Annotated in this window: 24 protein-coding genes and 1 tRNA gene; 11 read left to right on the top strand and 14 right to left on the bottom strand. The window is 57.9% G+C overall.

Annotated elements, in window-relative coordinates; translation table 11 throughout:
* Positions 1-38: 38 nt before the first annotated feature.
* A complete protein-coding gene (locus tag KR51_RS13815; RefSeq protein WP_040656279.1) occupies positions 39-389 on the bottom strand; it encodes a hypothetical protein in 351 nt (116 codons plus the stop codon).
* 1099 nt (positions 390-1488) lie between these two features.
* Here KR51_RS13815 and KR51_RS19840 point away from each other — a divergent pair.
* The 3 genes from KR51_RS19840 (at position 1489) to KR51_RS13800 (ending at position 4796) form a co-directional block, all read left to right on the top strand.
* Positions 1489-1827 carry a hypothetical protein gene (locus KR51_RS19840; RefSeq protein WP_156915115.1) on the top strand — a complete coding sequence of 113 codons (339 nt, stop codon included), beginning with the start codon at positions 1489-1491 and terminating at the stop codon, positions 1825-1827.
* Between the two features lie 47 nt (positions 1828-1874).
* Entirely contained in the window at positions 1875-3716 is a 1842-nt protein-coding gene (locus KR51_RS13805) for a peptidoglycan D,D-transpeptidase FtsI family protein (RefSeq protein WP_040656277.1), read from the top strand.
* Between the two features lie 246 nt (positions 3717-3962).
* Positions 3963-4796: a tetratricopeptide repeat protein gene (locus tag KR51_RS13800; RefSeq protein WP_022608661.1), complete on the top strand. Its 834-nt coding sequence runs from the start codon at positions 3963-3965 to the stop codon at positions 4794-4796.
* Positions 4797-4914: 118 nt separating this feature from the next.
* Here the strand turns inward: KR51_RS13800 and KR51_RS17670 are convergent, their stop codons facing one another.
* The 7 genes from KR51_RS17670 to KR51_RS13765 form a co-directional block, all read right to left on the bottom strand.
* A complete protein-coding gene (locus KR51_RS17670; protein ID WP_022608660.1) occupies positions 4915-5442 on the bottom strand; it encodes a Spy/CpxP family protein refolding chaperone in 528 nt (175 codons plus the stop codon).
* Positions 5443-5556: 114 nt separating this feature from the next.
* Complete coding sequence (locus tag KR51_RS13790) at positions 5557-5949, bottom strand: hypothetical protein (RefSeq protein WP_022608659.1); 393 nt, start codon at positions 5947-5949, stop codon at positions 5557-5559.
* Positions 5946-6554 (bottom strand): sigma-70 family RNA polymerase sigma factor, encoded by a 609-nt coding sequence (locus KR51_RS13785; protein WP_408638127.1) that lies wholly within the window; start codon positions 6552-6554, stop codon positions 5946-5948. The genes KR51_RS13790 and KR51_RS13785 overlap by 4 nt, the downstream gene beginning before the upstream one ends.
* A 320-nt stretch (positions 6555-6874) precedes the next feature.
* Positions 6875-8713 carry a biosynthetic-type acetolactate synthase large subunit gene (gene ilvB / locus KR51_RS13780; protein ID WP_022608657.1) on the bottom strand — a complete coding sequence of 613 codons (1839 nt, stop codon included), beginning with the start codon at positions 8711-8713 and terminating at the stop codon, positions 6875-6877.
* A 359-nt stretch (positions 8714-9072) separates the two neighbouring features.
* Positions 9073-9591, bottom strand: coding sequence for a hypothetical protein (locus tag KR51_RS13775; protein ID WP_022608656.1), 519 nt, complete (start codon positions 9589-9591; stop codon positions 9073-9075).
* A 421-nt stretch (positions 9592-10012) separates the two neighbouring features.
* Complete coding sequence (gene clpP / locus KR51_RS13770; RefSeq protein WP_022608655.1) at positions 10013-10624, bottom strand: ATP-dependent Clp endopeptidase proteolytic subunit ClpP; 612 nt, start codon at positions 10622-10624, stop codon at positions 10013-10015.
* 148 nt (positions 10625-10772) lie between these two features.
* Positions 10773-11777 carry a LysR family transcriptional regulator gene (locus tag KR51_RS13765; RefSeq protein ID WP_022608654.1) on the bottom strand — a complete coding sequence of 335 codons (1005 nt, stop codon included), beginning with the start codon at positions 11775-11777 and terminating at the stop codon, positions 10773-10775.
* A 491-nt stretch (positions 11778-12268) separates the two neighbouring features.
* On the opposite strand from KR51_RS13765, the gene KR51_RS13760 reads away from it, so the two are divergent.
* Positions 12269-13021, top strand: coding sequence for a pantothenate kinase (locus KR51_RS13760; RefSeq protein ID WP_051358214.1), 753 nt, complete (start codon positions 12269-12271; stop codon positions 13019-13021).
* Here KR51_RS13760 and KR51_RS13755 read toward each other — a convergent pair.
* From KR51_RS13755 to KR51_RS13745, 3 genes are all read right to left on the bottom strand, one after another.
* The gene (locus tag KR51_RS13755; RefSeq protein ID WP_022608652.1) at positions 12982-13572 is read right to left on the bottom strand and encodes an L-threonylcarbamoyladenylate synthase; all 591 of its coding nucleotides are present in this window, start codon (positions 13570-13572) and stop codon (positions 12982-12984) included. The two genes, KR51_RS13760 and KR51_RS13755, sit on opposite strands and share 40 nt — an antisense overlap.
* Positions 13573-13583: 11 nt before the next feature.
* A complete protein-coding gene (locus KR51_RS13750) occupies positions 13584-15269 on the bottom strand; it encodes a serine/threonine-protein kinase (RefSeq protein WP_022608651.1) in 1686 nt (561 codons plus the stop codon).
* Positions 15270-15758: 489 nt separating this feature from the next.
* Positions 15759-16082, bottom strand: a complete 324-nt coding sequence (locus tag KR51_RS13745; RefSeq protein ID WP_022608649.1) for a hypothetical protein — start codon at positions 16080-16082, stop codon at positions 15759-15761.
* Positions 16083-16473: 391 nt separating this feature from the next.
* On the opposite strand from KR51_RS13745, the gene KR51_RS13740 reads away from it, so the two are divergent.
* Entirely contained in the window at positions 16474-16845 is a 372-nt protein-coding gene (locus tag KR51_RS13740) for a hypothetical protein (protein ID WP_022608648.1), read from the top strand.
* Between the two features lie 457 nt (positions 16846-17302).
* Here KR51_RS13740 and glyS read toward each other — a convergent pair whose 3' ends face one another.
* Complete coding sequence (gene glyS / locus KR51_RS13735) at positions 17303-19456, bottom strand: glycine--tRNA ligase subunit beta (RefSeq protein WP_022608647.1); 2154 nt, start codon at positions 19454-19456, stop codon at positions 17303-17305.
* A gap of 221 nt (positions 19457-19677) precedes the next feature.
* On the opposite strand from glyS, the gene KR51_RS13730 reads away from it, so the two are divergent.
* Together KR51_RS13730 and KR51_RS13725 are read left to right on the top strand one after the other, a co-directional pair.
* Positions 19678-19749, top strand: a tRNA-Asn gene (locus KR51_RS13730).
* A gap of 374 nt (positions 19750-20123) precedes the next feature.
* Positions 20124-21053, top strand: a complete 930-nt coding sequence (locus KR51_RS13725; RefSeq protein WP_022608645.1) for a LysR family transcriptional regulator — start codon at positions 20124-20126, stop codon at positions 21051-21053.
* A 160-nt stretch (positions 21054-21213) separates the two neighbouring features.
* Here KR51_RS13725 and glyA read toward each other — a convergent pair whose 3' ends face one another.
* Positions 21214-22497, bottom strand: a complete 1284-nt coding sequence (gene glyA / locus KR51_RS13720; protein WP_022608643.1) for a serine hydroxymethyltransferase — start codon at positions 22495-22497, stop codon at positions 21214-21216.
* A 380-nt stretch (positions 22498-22877) separates the two neighbouring features.
* Between glyA and coaD the strand changes: the two genes are divergently transcribed.
* Positions 22878-23444, top strand: a complete 567-nt coding sequence (coaD, locus tag KR51_RS13715; RefSeq protein ID WP_022608641.1) for a pantetheine-phosphate adenylyltransferase — start codon at positions 22878-22880, stop codon at positions 23442-23444.
* Positions 23445-23452: 8 nt separating this feature from the next.
* On the top strand, positions 23453-23989 hold the full coding sequence (locus KR51_RS13710) for a hypothetical protein (RefSeq protein WP_022608640.1): 537 nt from the start codon (positions 23453-23455) through the stop codon (positions 23987-23989).
* Positions 23990-24089: 100 nt separating this feature from the next.
* On the opposite strand, the gene KR51_RS13705 is transcribed toward KR51_RS13710, so the two are convergent.
* Positions 24090-24269 carry a DUF4089 domain-containing protein gene (locus tag KR51_RS13705; RefSeq protein WP_022608639.1) on the bottom strand — a complete coding sequence of 60 codons (180 nt, stop codon included), beginning with the start codon at positions 24267-24269 and terminating at the stop codon, positions 24090-24092.
* Positions 24270-24549: 280 nt separating this feature from the next.
* Here KR51_RS13705 and efp point away from each other — a divergent pair, with 280 nt between their 5' ends.
* Together efp and accB are read left to right on the top strand one after the other, a co-directional pair.
* Positions 24550-25113: an elongation factor P gene (efp, locus tag KR51_RS13700; protein WP_022608638.1), complete on the top strand. Its 564-nt coding sequence runs from the start codon at positions 24550-24552 to the stop codon at positions 25111-25113.
* Between the two features lie 45 nt (positions 25114-25158).
* On the top strand, positions 25159-25638 hold the full coding sequence (gene accB, locus KR51_RS13695) for an acetyl-CoA carboxylase biotin carboxyl carrier protein (RefSeq protein ID WP_022608637.1): 480 nt from the start codon (positions 25159-25161) through the stop codon (positions 25636-25638).

Raw genomic sequence — 25638 nt, 5'->3', positions numbered from 1 at the left:
CTCGCCCAGAACTTCTCAAGCTTATTCGAGCCCGGCAATTACGGCAACCGGGAACGGCAGCTTGCGTCCAACTTGTCGATTGCCTCCACCATTGCTGACACTTTATGGAAGCTGGCATTGTCCATCAGCGCCGCCTGTCTTGGATTGGCTTTCTCGTCTGCTGCGATGGGAATAGGTGGAAAGACAGTAACCAGACCATTAACAACCAAAGCGCTGATTCCATCCGTAACCCCAGCCTCACGCAAGGACGGACTATTTAGGCAAAGCGCTGAAATAAGCATGTTGAGCACCGCTGAGTTTTCAATTTCTACATCCGCGGCAATGCGTGCAAGATATCTTTGACAGACTCCAGCAGCAGAGCAATACATACCGTAATTCTCGCGCTGCATTGTTGACTTAAGCTCTAGCAGTCGCAACTTCCTGAAAGCCCGTCGATGCCAACACCGCTGCAGGTAGCAATAAATGCGCCTAGACGACCCGAGTTGCCGATTGAAAGCGCGGAGTCAGTCATCACGCCCTGAGTGACTGACACAAGTGCTTCAACCACGCCAGCTAATTGGGAGATTTCAGGGGTTTCATGAGATGTGTCACTCAGCCAGTATCAGACCTATAGAATTTGGATGACTTGTAAAATCCTAGGAACGTACCCGAGTGTTGCCCGAACACCCTGAAAAAACAGAGACACAGAGGAATCTACTCTGCCCCTCTATCTGTCACGAAAATAGCTCGGGCTCAGGGACATACAACACGGCTGTTTCTTGTCCAAAACTTGTAGCCCGGACAGCATTCTTTCGCCTGCCATCTGGATCGCTTTAGGCATCTGGCATTCCTGCAAGATCGCGGCTGTTTGCTAAGACTATACCCACTAGAAATCTCTCAAAATCTCTCCAATCGTGCTGGACCTATCTCGTTTGAGACCCGTCCAAACGCAACTCCCAAAATTTAAGAGATCTATTGCAAGCAACCAGTGGTGCTCGCACGACGCCAGACTGGTTCATGTGTTCTATCTCGCCAGGAGCCCTCTGCCTGGCGATTACCGTATTGCCCTTTGCCTGCCTCTCCCAATAGTATTTTTCGCATGAATTTAAGTCGCGAGCCCAGGTAAGAACAAAAGAACTAATAGAACAAAATATAGTACGATTCGCGCGATCGCGCGTTTGGCTTGATGTGTGTTTTTTCGCGGACAAAACAAATGCTAAAACTATCGAGATCGGGAAACATGCGATGCTAGGATGAAGTCAGTGTATAAACAGCTCACAATTTAGACAGTTTGAAATCGTAAAGTTATCGGCAAATTTTATGTCAGTAGCTCCCCGGTATCGCCCCCCGCTAGCACCACTGCCCGAGCGCGAACTTCCGACACGCCGACGCCCATCGCGGCGGGTTGAGCGAAGAGTTGAGCACTTTCCATCTGGTCGCCAGAAGACAACTGATGGAACGCGCAAGCTGCCGCCGCTGTTCCGCCTGCTTGCCTCTACGCAGCAAGCGGTGTCTCTGGCAACAATTGGGCTCGCGACTGCGGCCCTCGGCATATATGCGTGGACGCTAGCCGAACAGCGAGCATGGAACCAGGATTTTCAAGAACTGGCTTCTTTGCAGCAGCAGGAACGCGACCTCACAGTCGCAATTGAAACACTTCAATACGAGCTGGCAGAACAAGCTGCCGATCCAGATCGCGGTCTGGAAAGCGCTGCTCCATCAAGGGCAATCTTTGTTGAGCCGCCTGCTGAGATTGCCAGCGGACCAATGTCTGTCGAACCGGCGTCAGATTCTTCGTCCTCAACACTCGACGAACTCGTCCCGGTGACATCGCCTCTTGGCTACTGATGGCACCTACTGCGCGGGCGTCGCTTGCTTCCTCCAACAAACCCTGCATGAGTTCATTGTCTCGCCGCAAACAACAGCGAGTCCGGAAGCAACAAACGCGTCGCTTGCTGGTGGTTTGGTTAATTTTATTGCTTGCCAGCTTTGCCCTCGGTACGCGCGCCTACTGGTTGCAGATCGCGAGTTTGCAAACCTCCGGCGGCGGTAAGCCATCCTTGCCCGAACGTGCTCGGGCTCAGCGGACGGTGCCGCTCCCTCCATACATTCCACGTCGCGCGATCGTCGATCGGCGCGGCAGCGTCCTCGCCAGCGATCGCGTCGTGTACACGCTCTACGCTCATCCGGAAATGTTTCCCAGGCTAGAGAGTTTGGTGGACACCTCAGATGATGCGGGATCGGATGGAGGAGCTGCCTTAGTCGACGACGCTGCAGCGGTTGCAGATCGAATCGCGCCCTGGCTGGATAACTACACGGCAGACGAACTTGCCGAGCGCTTTCGCCAACAAGATACCGGTATCCGCGTCGCCGACAATCTCACTGAGGATGTCGCGCGCGCGATCGCCGACGCGCGGCTCAGTGGTATCGACCTCGAACGCACATACGCACGTTACTATCCACAACACGATCTGGCAGCGGGTATTGTCGGTTACGTGCAGCGCGACGAGCGGAGCGGTCAGGCGGGTGTTGAGTATGCCCGGGAAGAACTGCTATCCCGTCAGGGAGATCCCTTACGAGTTCAGCAAGCAGGGAACGGGCAACTTTTACCGCGATCGCTGCCCGACAATGCCGTGCAGTTTGATGACTCGCGCCTGCAGCTGACGTTGGATCTGCGCTTGCAGCGCGCTGCGCGCGAGGCATTGCGGGCACAGATGGAGGTCTTTGCTGCTAAGCGCGGAACCGTCATCGTCATGGACGTGCATACAGGCGCCCTAGTAGCACTGGTCAGCGAGCCGAGCTTCAACCCCAATCGCTACTTCGCTCACGAACTCGAAGAGTTACAAAACTGGGCGATCGGCGACCTGTTCGAACCCGGTTCTACGTTCAAGCCGATCAACGTGGCGATCGCTTTGGAAGCTGGTGCGATTGAGCCCGGAACAGTGGTCTACGATCCCGGTAGAGTCACTATTGGCGGCTGGCCGATTTCCAACCACGATTTCTACAGTCGTGGCGGTAACGGTAGCATTAATGTCGCCAAGGTGCTGCAGGTTTCCAGCAATGTCGGCATGATCCACATCATGCAAAAGCTGTCCCCGCGCCAATACTACAAGGCGCTGCTGAACTTGGGTATGGAAAAGCCCGTCGGCGTCGATTTGCTCGGCGAAACCCCCGGTCATATTAAGAGCGAGTTTCAATTCTTGAATTATCCGATCGAACCGGCAACTGCCGCTTTCGGGCAAGGGATTTCATTGACGTCGCTCAAGCTAGCGCAACTACACGCCACAATCGCTAACGGCGGTCGCCTCGTTACGCCACACGTGGCGCGCGGATTGGTGAATGCAAATGGTGATTTGCAAAAAGAGTTTGAGTTTCCGTCCCGCCGAGTCTTTTCCGAGGTGACAACGCGGGCAGTCCTAAAACTCATGGAAACCGTTGTTACCGACGGCAGCGGGAAACCCGCGCGCATCCCCGGTTACCGAATTGCAGGGAAAACCGGTACTGCTCAGAAAGCGCTGAATGGCTATTACACCAACGCTAGGATTACGAGTTTCGTTGGCATTGTCCCCGTAGAAGCACCACGCTACGTGGTTCTGGCAGTCGTAGACGAGCCAACACGAGGAGTCATTTTTGGTTCGACCGTTGCCGCACCGATTGTCAAATCCGTGATGGAGGTGCTGCTCGTGCTTGAGGGCGTGCCGCCCTCTTCGGACCCTACGGTCGAACTTGCTGACTGAACTGGTCGAATAACAGCAAGCCGCACGAACTGATTTTCACAGCGATCGCTATTGCCGGAAAATACCCTCCGAGCGCAGCAGTTTGCGTTGTAGAGACTGCATAGCATGCGGAGCGCCCTCACTGCAGTCTGCAGTCCTCGGTCTAAAATCGAGGGACCTTTAAGCAGAAAGTGCTTTAGGTTACGAACTTTCTGCAAACACGCGTGTTGGTTGCGTGCCATTACTTAGAGAGGAGAGACAGCCCCGATGGGAATCACTACCGGCTCTATTGTCGCAGTAGACCGCGGCAATTTCGAGTCCGCCGTCATCGCCACCTCCCACGAGCGTCCGGTGCTGATCGACTTTTATGCTAAGTGGTGCGGTCCGTGTCAGATGTTAGGACCGCTACTAGAGCAATTGGTCCAGGAGTACGACTTCGTGCTGGCAAAGGTGGATATCGACCGCGCCCAAGACCTGGCAAACCAATATCAGGTCGAGGGCGTCCCGGACGTCCGCTTGGCGGTTGCGGGGGAGGTATTGCCGGGGTTCGTTGGCGCGCTCCCAGAGCCACAACTGCGCGAATTACTGGAAACCCGATTGCAGCTGCACTCGGCGCTGGCAACAGGACTAAACGAGGTACGAGCAGCTGTTGCTGCCGATGACTTAGCGTGCGCAAAGACCCACCTAGATCGCCTCTTCGAACGCTACCCCAACCATCCGGCACTGACTCTCGAAGCAGCGCGTTTCTTGGTTTACGGCAGTCGGTTCGAAGATGCTGAAAAGCTGTTGCAGGCGATCGACGTGCGCCAGATCGAGCACTATTCTCCTGCCCAAGCGCTGATCGAGCTAATTCACTTGCAGCAAGCAGCCTGCAGTGAAACCGGAAGCGACCTCGATCCCCCCTTTGCCAAAGCTATCCATTTCGCGCTAACGGAAGACTACGATCGCGCTTTGCCTTTACTCCTCGAGATCGTAAGTGCGAGCCGCAAGTACCGAAGCGATGGCGCGCGCAAGGCTGCTCTGGCAATTTTTAAGTTGCTCGGTGCCGATCGCGAGCTCACGCAACGCTACCAGCAGGAATTGATGCTAGTGCTTTATTAAGCGGGCGCTCATAAGCGGACTCTCATAAGCAGACGCCGGCTCGGCGAGGGTGGCAGCGCGGCTAATGCACCTCAGTTCGCAGAAAAACGTGCATGCTGTCAATTGGCAGGCGATCGCTCTATTTGACGCAGCGACGTTTTGCGCGACGCTCTTCCAACATCTCGTTCAGTTCTTGACGTTGTTCTGGCGTCAGTACATTCCGCATCTCCAGGGTGCTCTCGAAGTGCAGGTTGCCGAGCTGCTGGCGCAGTTCTTCCACGCGCCCGTACTGAGCGCGAATCTCGCTTACCGTAGCCGTTCCCGCCATTAACTCGCGCAGTCGGTCCTGAGCTCTCTCTAGACTGGTCTCGCGTTGCTCGATGCGAGCGCGATATGCTGCGCGGATGGTCGAGATTTGCTGCAGTTGTTGGTTGCTGAGGTTAAGTTCCTCGATCGTCACTGTCGGAGGTGGCCCGCCCGCCCCGGCCCGAGGGCGGGGCGGGCGGTTTGACTCGCCACTAGCATGCGCGATCGGGGTCTGCGCGCGTGCAAAACGGTTGCATTCACCAGCAGTTGCACCCTCGCTCGGTAGCGAGAGCAGGAGCAGACAGGATAGCGACAATACTACAGTCGACAATCCAGTCAGGTGGCGAAATTGTTCGTTCACGATGATTCTCCGCATCGAGTCAAGTCACGGTTGTCTGCAAGTTCAGGCCTGCTCTCCTGCAACAACCGCCGCGAGCAAGGCACAGCTGGCTGGCTAGCGCAGCCTTGGGCCCTTTTATTCAGAACTTTGTGCTGGCTGGATCGGCCCAGCATCCGTTGCCTTCAACCAGCTGCTTGCGGCCGGATCTGCGACAACCGGCCCGGTCGTTGCTCCGGTCCATGTCTCGAAAACGAACGTTTCGAGTTCGACTTCAGCTTCAGCAACACTTGCGGCCGGCCGCGAAGCCATCCAACGCAAGCCCCCCCAAATCAGCAGCGCTCCTGTTGCGATCGCCCCGGCTGTTCCAAGGAGGCGAAATGAGCGCAACCGCCGATTTGGCGTCTCTGCTAAGCCAATTTGCCGCATCAGCTGCTCTTCGAATTCGGGCGTGGCTGGAGGCGGCTCCGGTTGATAGCGGCGCAGAAAGTCAGCCAAGCGGTCTTCGTTCTGGGGAGGGGGCTGGCTCACGGATAGACTCCTTGCTGTTGCAGATACTCGCGCAATGCGCGGCGCGCGTAGAACAGTCGCGATTTTACCGTCCCGATCGGAATGCCCAGAATTTTGGAGATTTCCTTATGCGGCACGTCTTCGATTTCATGCAGGAGGATCAACAGGCGCTGCTCGGGAGCGAGGGCATCGAGGCCCTGCTGGACGAGTTCGCGGTGATGGAGCTGCATCAAATCGGGCGCTTCAGTTGCTGCAACGTCGGCCCGGTCGGATTGGATCGCGGCCCGATCGCGGCGCTGGAGAGCAAACTTGCGACGCTGGTCGCTGGCCACATTCCAACTAATGCGGTATAGCCAGGTGGAAAAAGTAGCTGCTTGACGCATTTTCGGCAAGCCTTTCCAGGCCCGCAGAAATACTTCCTGCACCAGATCGTCCAGCACCTGTCCGCCGCAAAGCTGATACAGCAGCGATCTCACCTTTTGCTGGTGGCGTCGATAAAGGTGACGGAATGCGTCGGTGTCGCCTTGCTGGCAGCGCCGAACGAGTTCGCGATCGCTGGCCTGTGTCCGGTCTTCTGCCAACACCCGCGTTGCTTCCTCCTTGTTTGCAGTTGTGCGCTTAGACAAGCTTCCTAAAATCGGGGTTCAACAGCAGTTCGCAACAGTGGGGTTGGTGGGACCGATCTCGGCAAGCTGCCATAAAGCGAGTGCTCTTGCCGGTCAAGCGTTCCGTGACGATCGAAGCGGGAAAGCAGTATCCAAGCATCCTGCGAAAATGCGGTGAGAGAACGCGCCCTAATTTTGATGGGGAGAGCACTTAACCGCTTTAAATGCGGCTCCCCTTAAGCTATCACCTGTGCTTCAAGCACCCAATTTCGCGGAAACCGTCCCCGCTATGGCAGGAGGGCGCGTAGCGGCAGCCGTTACGTCTCGTATAGACGCAGCACTTATAGCTTGGTGCCGCAGTGGAAGCAGAAAGCGTGTGCGGCAGGGTTAGCCATGCCGCAGTTGCTGCAGACCACCGGTTCTGGGGGGGATTCGGATTCTTGCGGTTCTGGCAGTCCGAGCATCTGAGCGTTGCTCTTACCCGGTGCGACCATCGGGTAACAGTTTTCGTCGCGCGTCACGTGGGCGTCCAGTAAAACCGGGCCGTCGTGGGCCAGCATCTCGGCAATGGCGTCGTCGAGCCGAGCGCGATCGCCAACCACCATGCCTTTGAGACCGTAGGCATCGCAGAGCTTGACGAAATCGGGCATCCCGCTTTGCATATTCGACGCCGAATAGCGTTCGCCAAAGAACGTTTGCTGCCACTGGCGCACCATGCCCTGCCAGCCATTGTTGATAATGACAGTTTTGGCTGCAATTCCGTACTGTGCAAGCGTGCCAAGTTCCTGCAAGTTCATTTGGAAGCTGGCGTCGCCGCTGATGCAAATGACTTGTTCGTCCGGCAGGGCAACTTTGACGCCCATCGCAGCAGGTAACCCGAAACCCATCGTGCCCAAACCGGAACTTGAAATCCAACGCCGCGGGCCATAGTTGATAAACTGCGCAGCCCACATTTGGTGCTGGCCGACATCGGTCGTGTAGAAGGCGTTGGGGGCATGCTGCCCGATAGCGACGATGACTTCCTGGGGCGAGAGCTTGCCATCCGGGTGCGGGACTACCAACGGGTAGTTGCGCTTCCAACGCGAGATGCGCTCGCACCAGGCGTGGGTGCGACTGCTATCGGCATCAATTCCCAAGTCGGCAATCCGTGCGAGCAGCTGTTGCAGGCAAACCCTTACATCGCCGACAATCGGGACTTCGGGCGCTCGGTTCTTACCGACCTCTGCTGGATCGATATCGATGTGGATGACCTTGGCACGGGAAGCAAATTCGTCGAGCTTGCTCGTAACGCGATCGTCGAACCGCGCCCCGATCGCCACGAGTAAGTCGCATTCGCTGACGGCGTAGTTGGCGTAAGCCGTGCCGTGCATCCCCAACATACCGACGGACAAGGCGTGGCGTTCGTCGAATGCACCCAGGCCCATCAGCGTCGTCGTAACGGGAATCTGGAAATGCTCGGCGAGCTGCACGATCTCGGCGTGGGCACCGGCAGCGATCGCACCGCCGCCAACGTATAGAAGCGGTCGTGCCGCCGCCTGCAACATCCGCGCTGCGTGAGCGATCTGACGCGAGTTGCCCTTCACGGTTGGGCGAAAGCCAGGTAAATTGACGTGCCCCGGCTCGACGGGGATGTAATCGCATTCCTCGATGCCCACATCTTTGGGGACGTCGATCAACACCGGTCCCGGCCGGCCGGAGCTGGAGATGTGGAACGCTTCGGCGACGATGCGGGCCATGTCAGAGGCATGGCGCACAACGTAGGAATGTTTTACCAACGGCAGCGTAATGCCGAAGATGTCGGTTTCTTGGAAAGCGTCGGTCCCGATCGCATTGCGCGGCACCTGACCGGTGACGACGACGAGCGGAATCGAGTCCATATGGGCGGTAGCGATGCCAGTCACGAGGTTGGTCGCACCGGGACCGGAGGTTCCGAAACAAACACCGACGCGACCCGTAGCCCGAGCATACCCATCGGCGGCGTGGGAAGCACCCTGTTCGTGGCGGACGAGGATGTGCTTTAGGTCGCCGCGGGCTTCGGCGCGATAGAGTTCGTCGTAGATCGGCAGGATCGCGCCCCCAGGATAGCCAAAAATGTGCGTGACGCCGTGGCGCTTGAGACTATCCATCAGCGCGTAAGCTCCTGTACGCCGCTTGCAGTGGATGGCGATCGCGGGGGGCATTTCGGAGGATGCGTGTGGGTTGCCCAGGGTTGCTGTCACTTTCTTTAACCTACACTTCTCAGACGCTAGCTAGAACTAGCTACTTGTAAGTCGGCGGCGCAAAGCCACCGCAGGTTGCTTCGCGAAGATATTTCGGACTGGATCGCCAAAGCCCGGGGGCGAGGAGCAACTCGCAACTCCATCGCTTACGCCTTCCGATCCTAATTAGGTGCTAACAACGTTGTTTATGATGCTACGGCCATCTGAACGATTGGAACCCTATTTTAAGAGTTTTGTTAAATATTTTGCAGGTTGCTGAGAATCCCCCTGCCATGCATTGCGATCGCCGAGCGACCGTTTGCTCTTCCCATCCTCCAGAGTTAATTCAAGTTTTCCCCGTAGCGAGCCAAGAGCGATCGCGTCAGGTCGGCGGCAGTCGTGCGGTGGTGCCAGCCGGGACGCGGGACGTGCCACCCACGGGCAGTGTGTGGCGATCGCCATAGATCAAGGTGCGGAACGGGTGGGTCGCAAAAGAAAAGGTCGTCGCCAGCACCGAGCAGGGTCGAACTCCAAGCAGTGAAGCGATCGTGGCTGAAGCGATGTTGGGGATACGTGCCAGCGAGCGGGACGCCCCAGCCGTCGAAGGCAAGGAGCGAACGCACGATGCCGCCGCGTTGCTGCCACAAAGGTGCAGCCCCAATTGCACCGACAACTCCCGCGCTGAAGGCAATGAACGTTAGGGGTTCGGTCGAGGCGATCGCTCCGTCCAGGAAGCTCAGAAGATCGGCGATCGCGAATGGACTGCCAGGGGCAACTTTCGGTGCGCTCAGTCCGATGGCAGCAGCAAACTCGCGGGTGAGCTGTGGGGCGTGGATGCCGGGACACAAACAAATGGTCATGAGCAGCAAATCTGAGAACGAACTTTGGGCTTGCGTGGGATGTTTTCAGCGGAGATAACTCGGGGGAGATTAAGCTAAAAAGCTGTTTGAAAGGGGTCTAGCCGGGGATCGGACTACCCCGAGCGACCCTAAAAGAACATAAAGGCCATTCGCTTGTTGTGAGTTTGTGCCCGATTGCGCGTAATTTGAATTTGCAAAGAGCCACTGAAAGGACGTTGCTCCTAGACTTTCCTTCGAGAAACTGTCCTGACGCTCCCTTCCTTTGCTAGATTTTTTCGATCTCGCCGATTCAACGCGCAACCTTCTTGCCATTTCCAGTTAGCTGCCGGGCAAACGCTAATACAAACGAGCGACTGCACGCTCCCGGAGGAGAACGGAGACAGTCGCTCGTCGAGTGGCATCTTGTTGTTAGTGGGTGATGTTAGTTACCGTTGGTGTCGGGTGGGTTGCTGGCGGAGGGTTTGCGATCGATTACTTGGTCGATCAAACCGTACTCTGCCGCTTCGAAGGGCGACATGAAAAAGTCGCGTTCGGTGTCTTCAGCAATGCGATCCAGCGGCTGTCCGGTATGGTCGGCGATGTATTGATTGAGCTGCTGCTTTAGATACAGGATTTCCTTCGCCTGAATCTCGATATCTGCCGCCTGACCCTGAGCGCCGCCGAGCGGTTGGTGGATCATAATGCGCGAGTTCGGCAAGCTAAGGCGCTTACCCTTCGCTCCAGCACTGAGCAAAAACGCGCCCATGCTAGCAGCCAAACCCAAGCAGATAGTACTCACGTCCGGGCGGATTTGGTTCATCGTGTCGAAGATGCCCAATCCCGCGTAAACCGAACCGCCAGGGGAGTTGATATACAAATAGATATCCTTGTCGGGATCTTCTGCTTCCAAGAACAGCATTTGCGCGACGATAACATTAGCAAGTTCGTCGGTGACTTGCTGTCCGAGGAAAACGATGCGCTCCCGCAGCAGGCGCGAGTAGATATCAAATGCGCGTTCGCCGCGACCGGAGCTTTCGATGACGGTTGGGATCATGGACGTGCGGCCTTTGCTTGGAATGTTCGCTGTCTACCCTCGATTGTAGCGATCGCCCCGCGGGCGCCCGCCTCGTCCCCTAGCGCGAACTAACAACGACATCCGTCCTGAGGACACCTTGCTCCGCGCAACTGTCCGCAGCGATCGCTCAACTGCGACTGGGCTTAGAAGCTGCAGCGCGGCGACGGTTAGACTGGGTCGGCTGCGGCGTATCCAGACCTTTGAACCATCCGTCCGTGCAGTATAGCGGCAAGATTTCCTGCATGAAGGCTTCGGCTGCTTTGGAGCGATAGCGATTGGGATTGACGATCAGTGAAAGCGTCCGCCGCACCGACACGTCCTCGATCGCCAGCCGTCTTAGCGTTTGCATCTGCAACTCCTTTTCGATCGCCGTCGTTGAGACGAATGCCGCTCCGAGACCGGACTGCACTGCATTTTTGATCGCCTCTATAGAATTAAGCTCCATTTCGATCTTCAGTCGTTTGGAGTTGATGTTATGGCGAACCAAAACCTGATCGATCACCTTGCGAATGGTCGACTGGGAGTCGAGGGTAATGAACCCGAGTTTGTACAGATCTTCCTTGGGGATGGCCTCGAGCTTGGCCATCGGATGTGACCCCGTCACGATCAGCGCTAACTCGTCCTCGGCGTAGGGATAAATATCGAGCGTATCTTGGAGCTCGGTTGGAACTTCGCCGCCAATGATGGCGAGATCGACTTGGCCATTCGCAACGCTCCAGGACGTTCGGCGAGTCGAGTGAACGTGCAACTGGACCGCAACGTCGGTGTATTTCTGTCGGAAAGCACCGATCATGCGTGGTAGCAGGTAGGTTCCGGTTGTCTGGGAGGCACCAATCAGCAGGGTGCCGCCTTGAAGGTTCTGTAGGTCCTCAATCGCCCTGCACGTTTCTTGGCAGAGGGATAGTACCTTCTCGCCATAACTCAACAGGAGCTGCCCGGCTTCAGTCAATTGCGCGCGCCGACCGCCGCGGTCGAATAGCGGGACATCCATTTGGCGCTCTAGATTTTGCACCTGCAGGCTTACGGCCGGCTGAGAAATGTACAGCGTGTCGGCTGCGCGTTTAAAGCTACCCTCCGAAGCGATCGCCTTTAGGATCCGGAGTTGGTCGAGCGTAAAGGGAATGTCGGACATGAAGCTTCCGCCTTGCGCAAGGCCGCAGTGATGATTCCCGATAGTGCGATCGCCCCCCATCAGAGCGATCGCGCAAGCGGTAGGCACGCTCCTGCTATCCGCGCCGGAGGCGCAGCCATACCTGCCCTGACACTATCACACCCTTGCCGTTGTCAGATTTTCATGAATATCTGAAGTTACGAAACCGGCCCGCGAGGCAACTGCAGCCATCTCCACTGCATTCTATGCTGAGCACCACGCCCAATTGCTACTCCGGCAGCACCCGACAGGTCGGTCCGTTCGCACCAGCTAGATTCGGCTGGGTGAAGCCATCGCTGTTTGGCAGAAACCACTATGTAGGATCGACAAAGGCATCCTTACCATCGGCAGCGAGAGCGTTCTAACTGATTGTGTTTTATGGCACCTGCAACCGCGCAACCGATGGCGGCACTTGGTAACAGTTTGGGTTCGGACCTAGTTTGGTGAACGAAACTTCAAGTTGGCTCGGAATAGTGACAGGTAACTCGCGCTTGCATTGGGCACTCGGGCGCGGAACGACGCTTTTGCAAACTTGGCATAGTCCGCACCCTAGCACTCCCATAGCAGCTGGCGAACTCGAACAGTGGCTGCCGGCAAACATTAACCTAGCTTCCGAAACCCCGTTGTATCTAGCTTCGGTGGTCGGAGAGCAGACAGCGTACTGGCAAAATCTGCAACAGGCACGGGAGATCGCCCTCGATCGCGTACCCTTGCGCGGTGCCTACCCGACGTTTGGGATCGACCGCGCGCTGGCCGTATATGGAGCAGGTATAGAACGCGGATTTCCCGCGTTGGTCGTCGATGCGGGGACGGCACTCACGCTAACCGGGGTAAATCGCGATCGCGAGTTGATTGGCGGAGCAATTTGGCCTGGGTTGAGCTTGCAGGCGCGGTCGTTGGGTACCGGGACCAGCGCGCTGCCTGAGGTATTGATGAATTCGCTTTCTGCCGAGCTGCCCCCGCGTTGGGCGCGTTCCACTGAGGTCGCAATTCGCAGCGGTATTCTTTACGCTGTCGCCGCTGGGGTTGGCGAGGCGATCGCAGATTGGTGGCAGCACTACCCCAGCGCAACGGTGGTATTGACCGGCGGCGATGCGTCCTCGGTCCACGCGATGCTATGCTCCCGCTCGCCGGAGCTCGCAGCGCAGCTGGCAATCGATCGAGATCTAGTACTAAGGGGGCTCGCTCATATAGTGGGCAACGAGTCAGCCGCGACTCCTCCATGACGCAAGATTTCCCAACCTGCTTTCGTCCACTTCGCCACGGTGGAGGGCACGCCACTGCTAGGCGGTACTGCCACATCGAGCACGAGGGCATCGGGGAAGGCTCTTGCAATCGCCTCGGGGGTCTTTAGCGGTGCACAGCCCGAGCGATTGGCGCTGGTCGTTGCAAGCGGCCCGGTCGCAGCTAGAATAGCACGGGCAAAATCGCTGTCGGGAACGCGCAGCCCGATGGTGCTCGGGTCGTTGGGGTTGACTGCCGGCGGCACGTTCGATCCGGCCGGTAGCACGAGTGTCAGTTGCCCCGGCCAGTCATTCCGTACCGCACTTGCCCACGCGGCACGCTCGAGATCGCTGCCGCAGGCATAGTCCCACAGGTCTGCTGCCGTTGCCCCCATCAAGATCAACGGCTTATCCGGCAGGCGCTGTTTGGCGGCAAAGATCGATGCTGCGCAGTCGGGTCGGACCGCTAGCGCGGGTACAGTATCGGTCGGGAAACTCGCTAATTTCCCAGCGATTGCGCCGGCAACTAATTCAGCTTCAGAGACCAGCGGCATATGACTTGCGATTAGTTGGCATCCCAAAAGCTAACCGCCAGTCGACCGCGATTGCGGTGGACCATCCCGGCAACTCTGCTGCTTGCGAACTGCCGGCGGTCGGTTTCGCCTGCATAAACCTGGCGCAGGGCATTGGCAGTGGCTGGTGGCAGAGAACCGCCGAGGAGCTCGGTCAAAGCCGCTTGGATCCCCTCAAGACTATCGTTGGGAGCGAAGTGTACGTTGGTTTGGCGCAAGCGCCGCGAGGAACTATCAACCACATAACCCAAGTCGGCCTTGGTGGCAATATCGCGGTAGAGAACCACGTCCGTGCCCAATAAACTCCCCGGTGTCGTGGCAGCTGGCTCGCCCAATGCCTCGCGAATTTCGCGTTCGGGGGTGCCTTCTGCAAACCAGCGTACTGCTGGTGGGGACGGTGTTGGCTCGGTTGGAACGATAACGGTTGGTGGCTGGCGCGGCAGGGTTGCTTCGGGCTCGGGCTCGGGCTCGGGCTCGGGCGCGATCGCGGTGTCCGACTCCGCCTCGGTCGTGTCTTCCGGTTTGCTAGCAGCAATCGAATCGGGGAGTAGCTCGAAGGGGGCGACACTTGCTGACCGCTGGCCTTCCAGCCGTCGGTTTACCGTAGGTTGTGATAGCGCGTCGCTAAAGCGCACCAGTCCGTACCCGGCAATTAACCCGGCAGCGACGACGCCCGATGCTAGGAAACCGGTCACCAGCCAAAAGCGATCGCGAGGTGGTGGGGGTTCCGGTCGCGGCAAGACCTGCGTTGCGACTGTCGGATCGGTAATTGCCGTCGCGGTCGGCGGTGCAGCAGCAGTCGCGGGTGCGCTGAGAGCGGTCGCACTGGTGGGGACTGTCGCGCGGATGGGAACCGGGCCGCCGCGCAAGGATACCAGCATCTCCGCTGCTGTCGAAAATCGGTCGCGCGGGTGAAACCGCAAGCAGCGATCGAGGGCGCCAGCCAGCGACGAGTGTAGGTCTGGTAATACCTGGCGCCAGGCAATTTCGCCCGTCCGCGGATCGGTTTCTAACTCCTGAGGAGAGCGATCGCTGAGGGCGTATACGGCAGTCAAGCCGAGGCTGTATAGGTCGCTGGAGTATACCGGCCGCCCTGCTGCCTGCTCCGGCGCCATATAGCCCGGTGTACCGATTGACAGCGATCTCGTGCCGCTCCCATCGAGATCTAAAAGCGTATCGACCGCTTCTTTAACAATTCCGAAGTCGATCAAAACGGGTTTGCCGTCGGAGGCACGTAGGATGACGTTGTCTGGCTTAATATCGCGGTGAATGATGCGGCGCTGGTGAACGAAATCTAATAATCCCAACAGGTCCTCCAGCAAAACGCGGACCTCGCCGGGTGACAGGCAGCCGCTATCGGAAACGGCCTGTGTCAGCGTCGGTCCGTCTATCCACTCTTGCACCAAATAAAACGTATTAGCTTCAGCAAAATACGCGTATAGGCAGGGAATACATTCGCTGTCGCGGCCGAGGGCTTCGAGCACGGCGGCTTCACGTTGGAACCGTTCGCAAGCAAGGTCGTATCGATCGGGGTCGGTCAGCAAAGGCTTGAGCTGCTTGATAGCGCATTGCTGCCCGGAGGGCATGTGCGTATCGATCGCAAGGTAGGTCCGCCCGAAACCTCCACGACCGAGTTCGCGCAGGACTTGATATCGATTGTTGAGCAATACAGCAGCCATAATGGGCATCCTCAGGCAAGTGCCGACGACTCGACCGAAACTATTCTAGCCGTCGGCTTCTCGCGCCTTGGGACTAACTGGGCACTGCAACGATTGCCACACACCAGAGCCTCGGGCATGCGATCGCGGCTGCAGGGGATGCACAGTTCACAAGACGCAAGGAAGGATTGCAGGTATCCCAATCTTTCCTTGCGTGTGGTTTTTAGCGTTTTTAATCGATCGTCGGTAACTGTCGGCAACCGCCGGCTTCCAAAGCAGTTGGCTAAAAAGAATTTACGCAAGAGATAGCCCCCATCCATAAGCCTTGGCCTACGGAGTGCGAGCCAACACAAGCATTATTTTCGATAGAACAATTCACCCTTCGGGTACTCAACTGAGAATTGCGACACCACGTGCCGCCTCAATTTGCAAAAACTCGGCGAGTCAATTTGAAGATGCGGGAAGCAAGCGAAAACTGAGGACTAAAGCTCCGCGAGTTTTGCAGCAGGTCTAGCGCTGGAGGCGGTAGATCGCGCACAAGCGGCTGGGTTGGAATACCTTTGCTTGGAACATGAACTTCGGCGGGACATTAACAATTAAATAATCGTCTGAGAAGTGGTACGGCTCAAACTCGACGGGCATCCCGTGGGGGGTTTCCTCGCTGTAGGGCACGGGAGGGAAAACAAGTCCGGCAAAGCCAACCCCAACTGCTTGACAACGGTCGCAAACCTGTTTCGTAAATCCGGTGCTTGAGAGTAACGAAAAAAGAATGTTACGCGCGTCATGGGTGAGTGTAACGTTCGTGTCATATTTGTTGACAATCTTAAGGGGCATGATAAAACTTCCTAATCGTTATGTTGAGCAACCTCATCTAAATATCATCCTAAAATCGAACTCTGGGGCGGACCGGGTGCGTGGCGTTAACTTAATAACTCGTAAACGTCTCGCAAACAGACTTAACGTTTGCCTGCGATCGGTTGTGACACGATAGCTAAGGTATTAACTCGCTTTAGCGTATCGTTTTGTAAAAATCGATTACATCGACATCCAGGATCCACGCGATCGTAACTGAAAACGATCGGTTTTTGGTTTAAGTACTGATCGCGGTTGATATGGTCTTAAATCAAGCCTTACTTTCCTGGTAGTTTTTCTAAGGCTTGGCTGTTGCTCATTGCGTCGCCGTCCTCGTTTGATTCTCGTTCAGTCAGAATTTGGTGGAGAACTCGTGCTCGATTTATTCGCGATCGCCGAACTGTCTCGCACGCACTGCGCGGCAATCTGTGCGGTATTGGTGCCGGGTAGTGTCGCGCTGACAGCACTGGCATTGTGGTGGACGATGCGCGCTCGCACCCGCCGCTGGCGCTACGGAGCGGCGGGTGGCGCGCTGCTGGTGGCGACCATCATGGTCTTGCACGTCGGGACGTGGCTGGCAGTTCGGGTGGTAACGCCCGTAACGTTTGTGTTGCTGGCGTTGGCGTTGGTGTGTTGGGCTGAGTCGCTGTGGGCGATCGCCGCGCCGGGCTCGCTGCAACGGCTGTATGGTTGGGGACGCGCCGCGCTTGTCAGACGAAATCGCGTAGGTGAATTGAGCCGCTAACGGCGATTGCCCTTATCGGTCGTGACGCCGCAGAGCGGCGACAATCTCGCCGCTCTGTCCCGAAGTCGAGCCTACTGCTACCTGCGAGTTGGTGGTGAGGGGAGAGGTTCCCGACCACAATCTTAGTAAACGAGTATGGAGGTTCGTTGCACTGTCGCTTCGCGTGGGGGGTGCGTCACATATGTCTGTTGCCTAGACGATCCGTAACGCCAGTTTTTAGGGCAAGTCATGCCAACTCTCGGAAGTGCTTCGACAGATGGCAGGACGGGAATTTTTACTCCAAGGGATTGTTTGCCTCATCTGTCAGAAGCATTGTGTAAATTGATATCACCTGCGGCTGCATTACGATCATTGCTCGAATCTCTCGACCAGCTGCCAGCGCTCGGAAATTGCCAGCACTTTGAGATATTTAGCCCCCTGCAGCGGTACTTGATGTTTACAGGGTTTTCAGGAGCTGTTAGCCCGGTTTGACGATCGCGCCGAAGTCCGCAAGCACCCGCGCATGGTTGCGGATCGCGCCTAGTAGGTTCAGGCGGTTGCGTCGCACTGCCTCGTCCTCGTCCATCACCAACACGCTATCGGGTCCGTCGAAAAAGCGGCCGACAGCCGGTGCGAGTGCGATCAAGCCATCGACAAGTAGCTGGTAGTTGCGCTCGGCGCGAGCGGTTTCGGTTTGCGGCAACAATGTTACCAATCCATCGAACACCTCCTGCTCGGAGGCTTTCTCGAAGCGGGCGGGCGATACAATCGCGCTAGGATCGAGGGTCTGCAGGTCCAAGTCGCCTTTTTCAGCTAAGCGCGCAGAACGGTTAACTGTTTCGTAGATGGCGTCGAGCCGGCCATTTCGCCGAATGGTTTGCAGAAAACGCGCGCGGGCTTGCAGGTCCGGTAAGTCGTTGAGAGCGCGATCGCGGTATTCACGATCGGCTTCGTTTCCGAGGAGTGCGTCGATGAGGTCGTAGTCGATCGCCTCACCGAGCAAACTCCGCACGCGCTGCACGAAGAAGTCCTGCAACTGATCTAGCAACCCGCTCGTGCGATCGCCTTGCCCAAACGCCTCTTCGAACTGCGTGACGCCACGCTGCAGCAAATCTGACAAATCCAGGGGCAGCAGGCCGTCCCAAACGATCGCGACGATTGCGTTGCCTGCCCGCCGCAAGGCGAAGGGATCGGACGATCCGCTTGGCAACAGACCTACGCCAAAAATACCGACTAGGGTGTCGAGGCGATCGGCAATGCCCACGACCCGACCGACAGTCGTTTGCGGCAGGCCGTCCGTCGCGCCGCGCGGTAGGTAGTGCTCCGCAATCGCTACAGCCACGGCCTCAGGTTCGCTGCTTGCGCGGGCGTATTTCTCACCCATAATGCCCTGCAGTTCGGGGAACTCGCCGACCATCTGCGTCACCAAGTCGGCCTTGCACAGCAGCGCAGCGCGATCGACGAGCGCGCGATCGCCGGCCGACAATGCTAACTGGGTGGCAATCCAGCCGGCAACCGCTCGCACGCGCCCGACTTTCGCGCCCACCGACCCCAGATCGGCTTGGAACGTTACCGCATCCAGCTTCGGTACAAACGCTTCCAACGACTGTTGGCGATCCCGGTCGAAAAAGAATTGACCGTCGGCCAGCCGCGCCCGCAGCACCCGCGCGTTGCCGGCAGCGATAATGTCGGCTTTTGTGGGATCGCCGTTAGAAACGGTGATGAAGTAGGGCAGCAATTCGGTAGCGCTGGCATCCTTCCAGACTGGGAAGTAGCGCTGGTGGGCGATCATCTCCGTCGTCGCCACTTCCACCGGCAGCTCCAAAAACTGCTCGTCAAAACCGCCGAGCGCGATTGAGGGGGCTTCCACGAGTTCGGAGACTTCTGCGAGCAAGTCGTCATAAACGATCGCGTGCCCGCCTTTGGTCGCAGCAGCCTCTTGCACGTCGCGCGCGATCGTCGTCCGCCGGCGTGCTGGCTCGACGACAATCCGAGCCTTGGCGAGCACCTCGACGTACGCGTCGGCATGCGGGATCGTTAGCGGTTGCGGCGACAGGACGCGATGTCCTTGGGTAAAGCGATCGCTTCGCACGGTTTCCGAGCCGTTGGTCAGCGCGATCGGCAGTACGTCCCGATCTAGCAGTGCCACCAACCAGCGAATCGGTCGCGAGAAGCGCAAGTCGCCGTCGCCCCAACACATGAAGCGTTTGCCTTCCAAGCTGCCAATCCACTCTGGCACCAATGCGGCTAAAACGTCCTTCGTCGGCTGCCCGATCGCGATTTTATTGATAAAAACAAACTCGCCCTTATCGGTATCGCGCAATTCCAGCGCGTCTAGTGCCACGCCCTGCTTGCGCGCGAAACCTTCGGCTGCCTTCGTCGGCTTGCCCTCTTTGAAGGCAGCTTTAGCAGGGGGACCTTTGATCTCCTCGGCGCGATCCGGCTGCTTGGCCGGCAAGCCGCTAATCGACACTGCCAAGCGGCGCGGCGTGCCGTATACCGCAATCGCTTCCGAAGTCAGGAACCGAGCGTCGAGGCTCTGGGGTACCGAGGTTTGAAGTTGCGCGATCGCGCTCGTGACAAAAGCAGCAGGTAACTCTTCGGTCCCGACTTCCAACAGAAAGGTAGGCATAACGGCAGGTCGCCCGAGCGGGCGCTTACGGGGCGTTCGTCTCCACAGTGTACTACCGCGCTGCAGTCCTCCCCCGCGGTTCGGGGAAGCCACAGTCGATCGCGATCGCGGGCGACCCTGCAGGGTGGGGCTCCGTCAGCAAATCCGCCCAATTGGTTGTCAAGGTTAATATCCTGTTGTTAGACTGGTGAACCGAGATGCACAAAAGCATCGACCCGCGTTCCTCAGTAGCTCAGCGGTAGAGCGGTCGGCTGTTAACCGATTGGTCGCAAGTTCGAATCTTGCCTGGGGAGTTTTAAGTCACGTTCGTTATATGTAGATCGCGTTTGCACGAGCTGTTGTGGCGGTTGCCAAATTCGAGGTTGCGGTGCGCGATTGCAATCCACTCGCGAGAGCAACCGAACGGGTTTGCAGAGCTATTGCTAGCTGGCGGTAGAGGGCAGCACGTGCCGATCTCCCGGTTGAATCTCCGCTGCGGTAAGTGTGTCGCCCGCATCTCGTCTCAAATTTCTTCCAGAGAAGATAACTCGGGGGGCGGTTCGCGGTAGAATCCGCCAAAAGTACTTAGTTAGTGTCGCGGACGCGAGACCTCGATACGTTTCGACCGAGCCCCATCAGCCGTCTGCGCCGCTCCCATTGCTCTGCAAGTCCTCCGAGGGGCAATCCGATGAGCCGCATCGACCTGACCAAACTCAAGTTCTCGCAACTGCGGGCGCTTGTTGCTGTCGCCGACACGGGCAACTTCAGCCAAGCGGCTGCCAAGCTCGCTCTGTCCCAGTCCACCATCAGCCACGCGATCGCCACTCTCGAAGACGAACTGGGCGCTATCCTGGTCAAGCGCGGTCGTCAAGGTGCCTTCCTCACCAGCATCGGTGCGGACATTGCCGCTGACGCGCGCAGCGTACTCGATTTACTCGTTGAAATCGGTCGTAAAGCTGAGTCTGCCCGCAGCCTCGAGACTGGCGAACTCACGATCGCGTGCTTCCGCAGCATCGGCACCCACATTTTGCCCGGCGCGATCGCGCAGTTCCACCGGCGGTTTCCCGGAATCCGGGTCACGATTAACGAATATCAGCTGTTTCGCGCAGTCGAGGACGACATCCGGCAAGGAGGCGCCGACCTCGGCTTTACTTACTTACCCGCCGGTCCGGAGTTCGAAACGCGCGAACTCTTCCGCGACGACTACATCGCGCTGTTACCGCCGGACCCACCGCCTCCCGAGACGCTGACCTGGGAACATCTCAAACGCTACCCGCTCATCCTCTCGCCAGAGGAGTACGGCTGCCACCAAATTATCACCAACTACCTCGCCCACCACAACCAACAGATTGACCCTGCCTACGAAGTGAAAGAAGATTCCACCATCCTCGGCATGGTCCAGCGCGGCTTAGGTGCGACGGTGATGGCGCGGCTGGCCGCGCAGCCGATCCCGCCCGGCATCGTAACGCGATCGCTGCCTTCCCTCCTAGAGCGCGTGATTGGTGCGGCTTTCCTGGCCGATGTTTTGCACCCGCCTGCCGTTTTTGCCTTCGTCGATACGCTGCAGCAGATGGCTCAGAGAGAGCGCAACGGTGCGGTGGCCGACGAGTCGATGTGAATGCAGTGACGGCCGAGCGCCGGGTGCGATTCTCCTCACAGGCAATGTAAAACTGACAATGTAAAACTGACCCGCCAGTACCGTGCTCGTGTCGAGCGGGTAACTGGCGGGCGTGCAGGTGAGGTAACCCGTCCCTCCCGCGGCGACCCGCACGGTCGCGTTATGCCAGTACCGGAACTGCTGCGTCCAGGTGCGGATAAAGCGGGAAGCGATCGCACAAGGCGGCAACGCGTTGGCGGCAGTCCTGCTTGACGGCATCGCTATCCGGGTCGAGCAAGCAATCGGCGATGATGTTGGCGATCTCGCAGAATTCAGCTTCCCCCATACCTCGGGTTGTCAGCGCCGGCGAACCCAGGCGCAACCCGCTGGTGACGAACGGCGACTCGGGATCGAACGGCACCGTGTTCTTGTTAGCGGTGATGTTGATTTCGCTAACCAGCTGGTCCGCTATCTTGCCGGTCATCCCGACCGAACGCAAATCGATCAGTAATAAGTGGTTGTCCGTGCCGTCGGAAACGAGCTTGAGACCTCGCTCCTGCAAGTGCGCAGCCAAGGCACGGGCATTGGCAATAACCTGACCGGAGTATGCCTTGAATTCGGGCTCGAGCGCCTCGCCGAATGCCACGGCCTTGCCGGCGATCGCGTGCTCTAAAGGACCCCCTTGCGTGCCGGGGAACACCGCTTTGTTGAACTTCTTGCCCAGATCCGTATCGCGAGTCAGGATCAGACCGCCGCGGGGACCGCGTAGGGTCTTGTGAGTTGTCGTCGTCACCACATCGCAGTGGGGAATTGGGTTGGGGTGATGTCCTGACGCGACCAGACCGGCAATGTGTGCGATGTCTGCCAGCAGATATGCACCTGCCTCATCGGCGATCGCTCGGAATTTTTCAAAATCGATGACGCGCGGGTAGGCCGAGTAGCCGCAGACGATCAACTTCGGTCGTTCGCGCAGTGCTAGGTCGAGGATCGTATCGTAATCCAGGCGCTCGGTCTCTTTGCTAACACCGTAGTGACACGCGTCAAACCACTTGCCGGACACGTTAGCCGGCGAGCCATGGGTCAGGTGGCCGCCGTGGGACAAATCCATGCCCATAATTTTGTCGCCCGGTTTCAGCAACGCCAGGAACACCGCGAAGTTCGCCTGCGCGCCGGAGTGCGGCTGAACGTTTGCTGCCGCCGCTCCGAACAGTTTCTTAACGCGATCGATCGCCAACTGCTCTACCGCATCGATGAAATCGCAACCGCCGTAGTAGCGCTTGCCGGGCAGTCCCTCGGCATATTTATTGGTCAGCACCGAGCCTTGTGCAGCCAATACCGCGGGCGAGGTAAAGTTTTCGCTCGCGATCAGTTCCAAGTGCTGGCGCTGGCGCTGAAGCTCGCTCTGAATTAGGTCGGCAACGGTCGCATCGGTTTGCAGAAGAAAGTCGTGGTTGGTATCAGTCACGATGAATCGTTCCCTATTGGCGTAGAGTGAAATGGCTATTACAGCCGATGCGGTGGCATAGCAAGTATCTATGACGGTTTGCTAGACGGAAACATCTTGTCAGGGCGACCGTCACGAGGATCTCAAGCTGGTGCTTTGCCTCCCGTTCGCTCCGCGCAAACCACCCCTCCAGACGCGATGCAACAGCCGCCATGAAGTGTTCGCGTCCGGCAACTTCTCACTGAACAACTTAGCAGAAGCCGCTCGTGCCTGCAGGTTTGCCCATCCCTGGGGGCGTTCAACACTCGCGCGATCGCGCTCGTTGAGATCCGCTAATGTAGTGGCAATCCCAACCAGCCGTCCCCAGCCTCGGGCGCCCACCAGTGCTTTGCCCAACGTCCGTGATTGCCATCTACCCCGGTAGCTTCGACCCGATCACATTCGGGCATCTCGACATCATCGAGCGCGGAAGCCGCTTATTCGAGCACACGATCGTCGCCGTGCTCGGTAATCCCAACAAGCAACCCCTCTTTCCTGTTTCCCAACGCGTTCGTCAGATTCGTGCCTGTACGCAGCACCTGCCCAACGTCGAAGTCGACAGTTTCGCAGGCTTGACCGTGGAATATGCTCGACAATGCAACGCAAACGTTCTGCTGCGCGGTTTGCGCGTGTTGTCGGACTTCGAGAAAGAGTTGCAGATGGCGCACACAAACCAGACACTCTGGGACGGCATCGAGACAGTTTTCCTCGCGACCTCGAACGAATACAGCTTCCTCAGCAGCAGCGTCGTCAAAGAAATCGCTCGTTTCGGCGGCTCTGTCGAGCACCTGACCCCAGAACTTGTTGCGTTAGACCTTTATCAATGCTTCGCCAAGACTCCCCCCACAGTGAAACCAACCGCGATCGAACCGAGTCCGCCGCCGACACCGCCGAGAGTTTGCGATTCCAAAAAGAACTTTCACGCCTAGAAGACATCGTGACCGGCGCGAATATCCCCTTTACCAAATGGTCGGTGGTGAGTGAAGACCAGTTACTCGCTCAGATCGATGCCATCTGGACGAATCTGCCGATCGCGATCGAACAAGCAAGCACCATCTTGGAGCAGAAGCACGAGATCCTTCAGGAAGCAGAAGCCTATGCGCGCGAGACGATGCAAATTGCCGAGCGCCGCGCGGCACAGATTCTAGATGACACTGGCATCGTGCAGCGGGCACAACGGGAAGCCCAGCAACTCCACGCGCAAATCAGCGAGGAGTGCGATCGCTTGCGCAAGCAGACGCATGTAGACAACGAACTGTTGCTCGACCAAGCCCGCGAGGATTGCGATCGTCTGCGCGACGAGGCGGACGACTACGCAACTCAAGCGCTTTTCGATCTCGAACGCCAGCTTTTAGAGATGCTGCGCATCGCACGCAACGGTCGCGAGTCGCTGCTCCGGGCTCGCGAACCCGACCGTCCGTCCGATCCCTCTGCTCGCCCGAGCGGGCGAGCGCAGGTCCGCAAGGCCAGCTGATCCGGCTACCGCGCCGTCAACTCAGCATTCTCCAAACAGTTTGAAGTCTGCACAGGAGCATTTGAGGTTATTCGGTGCACCAACGTTCGGGCGCAAACTGCTATACGGGTTCAACAGTTGTCGGCAGCGCGACAGTATCCAGCGCGAGTGCGATTGCGCGCAATCGGGCGAAATTTTCGACAACGCCTGCCCGATAGGGCGCGACGTCCAACTCTAGTAGGTATGCGGTCGCCTCGACGTAATCTACCGGCTGGATAGGCTGGGTGTCGTTTTCCTTCACTTGTCATGTCTCTTGTAAGGGGTCATCATCGCCTGACCGGCCGCTATCCCTAATGTCGAAGGTGCTCGGGCGTCCGTCTTTGGCACAGCGAGGGATCGCTCTAAGCTTTGGACCTTAGTCGATTGCGGTCGGCAATGCCAGGCATTTTTGGCAAGGGCTGATTTGCCGCGGCAGAGCAAGCTGCACCAGCGCTTGCCATCCGTTCTTGGCGTCGCGGCGGAGGGCGTCCCGCCTCGCTGTACAATGAGTGGCGATCGTAAGCCAGGGAACGGACCGCCTCATGATCTCCAGCAACGACTTCCGGACGGGCGTCACCATCGTGCTCGACGACGACGTGTGGCGGGTTGTCGAGTTTCTGCACGTCAAGCCGGGGAAAGGCTCGGCATTCGTGCGCACCAAGCTTAAAAGTGTTAAGACGGGTAACTCCGTCGAGCGTACCTTCCGCGCCGGGGAAACCGTGCCCCAAGCGATCCTCGAAAAGCGTACCATGCAGCACACCTATAAAGACGGCGATCGGTTCGTCTTTATGGACATGGAATCTTTCGAAGAGGCTACACTGGATGCCGCGCAGATCGGCGATCGCGTGAAGTACCTCGGCGAGGGCATGGAAGTGTCGGTCGTATTCTGGAATGAGACGGTTTTAGAAGTCGAACTCCCGAACTCCGTCACGTTGGAGATTGTTGAGACCGACCCCGGCGTCAAGGGCGATACCGCAACTGGCGGCACCAAGCCCGCGATCGTCGCCACGGGCGCTCAGGTGAACGTGCCGCTTTTCCTTTCGGTCGGCGAGCGCATTCGCATCGACACCCGGACGGATACCTACCTCGGGCGCGAATCATCATAGCGCCATGCCAGCCCCGCCAGCCCCGTCGAGTGAGGTCCAGCCTTCGTGCCTATAGATTTCAACCAGATTCGCGAGTTGCTCGCCGCTGTTGCTCAAACTGAAATTACCGAGCTAACGCTCAAATGCGACGAGTTCGAGCTTTCCGTGCGCAAAGGCGCGACTTCGACCGCCTCGATCGTACCGAGTGCGGCTCCGGTTGTCGCCCCAGCTCCCCTCGGGGTCCCTGCCCTGGTTCCTGACGTAGTCGCTCCTACCCCCGAGACAAATAAGCCCGATACCAGTAAGTGGTCGGATGTCGTGTCGCCGATGGTCGGGACGTTCTACCGTGCCCCAGCTCCCGGCGAAGCGCCGTTTGTGGATGTCGGCGATCGAATCGGTAGCGAGCAGACCGTGTGCATTATCGAAGCTATGAAGCTGATGAACGAAATCGAAGCCGAGGTGTCGGGCGAGGTGATGGAGATTCTGGTCGAAAACGGCGAACCCGTAGAGTACGGTCAGGTGTTGATGCGCGTGAAGCCGGCTTGA

It is taken from the genome of Rubidibacter lacunae KORDI 51-2, assembly GCF_000473895.1.
Lineage (GTDB): Bacteria > Cyanobacteriota > Cyanobacteriia > Cyanobacteriales > Rubidibacteraceae > Rubidibacter > Rubidibacter lacunae.
This window is presented reverse-complemented; position numbering and strand designations above follow the sequence as displayed.

Coding starts and splice junctions, on each gene's coding strand:
- KR51_RS13815 (WP_040656279.1), bottom strand. CDS start 389: ATGCAGCGCGAGAATTACGGTATGTATTGCTCTGCTGCTGGAGTCTGT.
- KR51_RS13805 (WP_040656277.1), top strand. CDS start 1,875: ATGAGTTCATTGTCTCGCCGCAAACAACAGCGAGTCCGGAAGCAACAA.
- KR51_RS13800 (WP_022608661.1), top strand. CDS start 3,963: ATGGGAATCACTACCGGCTCTATTGTCGCAGTAGACCGCGGCAATTTC.
- ilvB (WP_022608657.1), bottom strand. CDS start 8,713: ATGCCCCCCGCGATCGCCATCCACTGCAAGCGGCGTACAGGAGCTTAC.
- KR51_RS13775 (WP_022608656.1), bottom strand. CDS start 9,591: ATGACCATTTGTTTGTGTCCCGGCATCCACGCCCCACAGCTCACCCGC.
- clpP (WP_022608655.1), bottom strand. CDS start 10,624: ATGATCCCAACCGTCATCGAAAGCTCCGGTCGCGGCGAACGCGCATTT.
- KR51_RS13765 (WP_022608654.1), bottom strand. CDS start 11,777: ATGTCCGACATTCCCTTTACGCTCGACCAACTCCGGATCCTAAAGGCG.
- KR51_RS13755 (WP_022608652.1), bottom strand. CDS start 13,572: ATGCCGCTGGTCTCTGAAGCTGAATTAGTTGCCGGCGCAATCGCTGGG.
- KR51_RS13750 (WP_022608651.1), bottom strand. CDS start 15,269: ATGGCTGCTGTATTGCTCAACAATCGATATCAAGTCCTGCGCGAACTC.
- KR51_RS13745 (WP_022608649.1), bottom strand. CDS start 16,082: ATGCCCCTTAAGATTGTCAACAAATATGACACGAACGTTACACTCACC.
- glyS (WP_022608647.1), bottom strand. CDS start 19,456: ATGCCTACCTTTCTGTTGGAAGTCGGGACCGAAGAGTTACCTGCTGCT.
- KR51_RS13725 (WP_022608645.1), top strand. CDS start 20,124: ATGAGCCGCATCGACCTGACCAAACTCAAGTTCTCGCAACTGCGGGCG.
- efp (WP_022608638.1), top strand. CDS start 24,550: ATGATCTCCAGCAACGACTTCCGGACGGGCGTCACCATCGTGCTCGAC.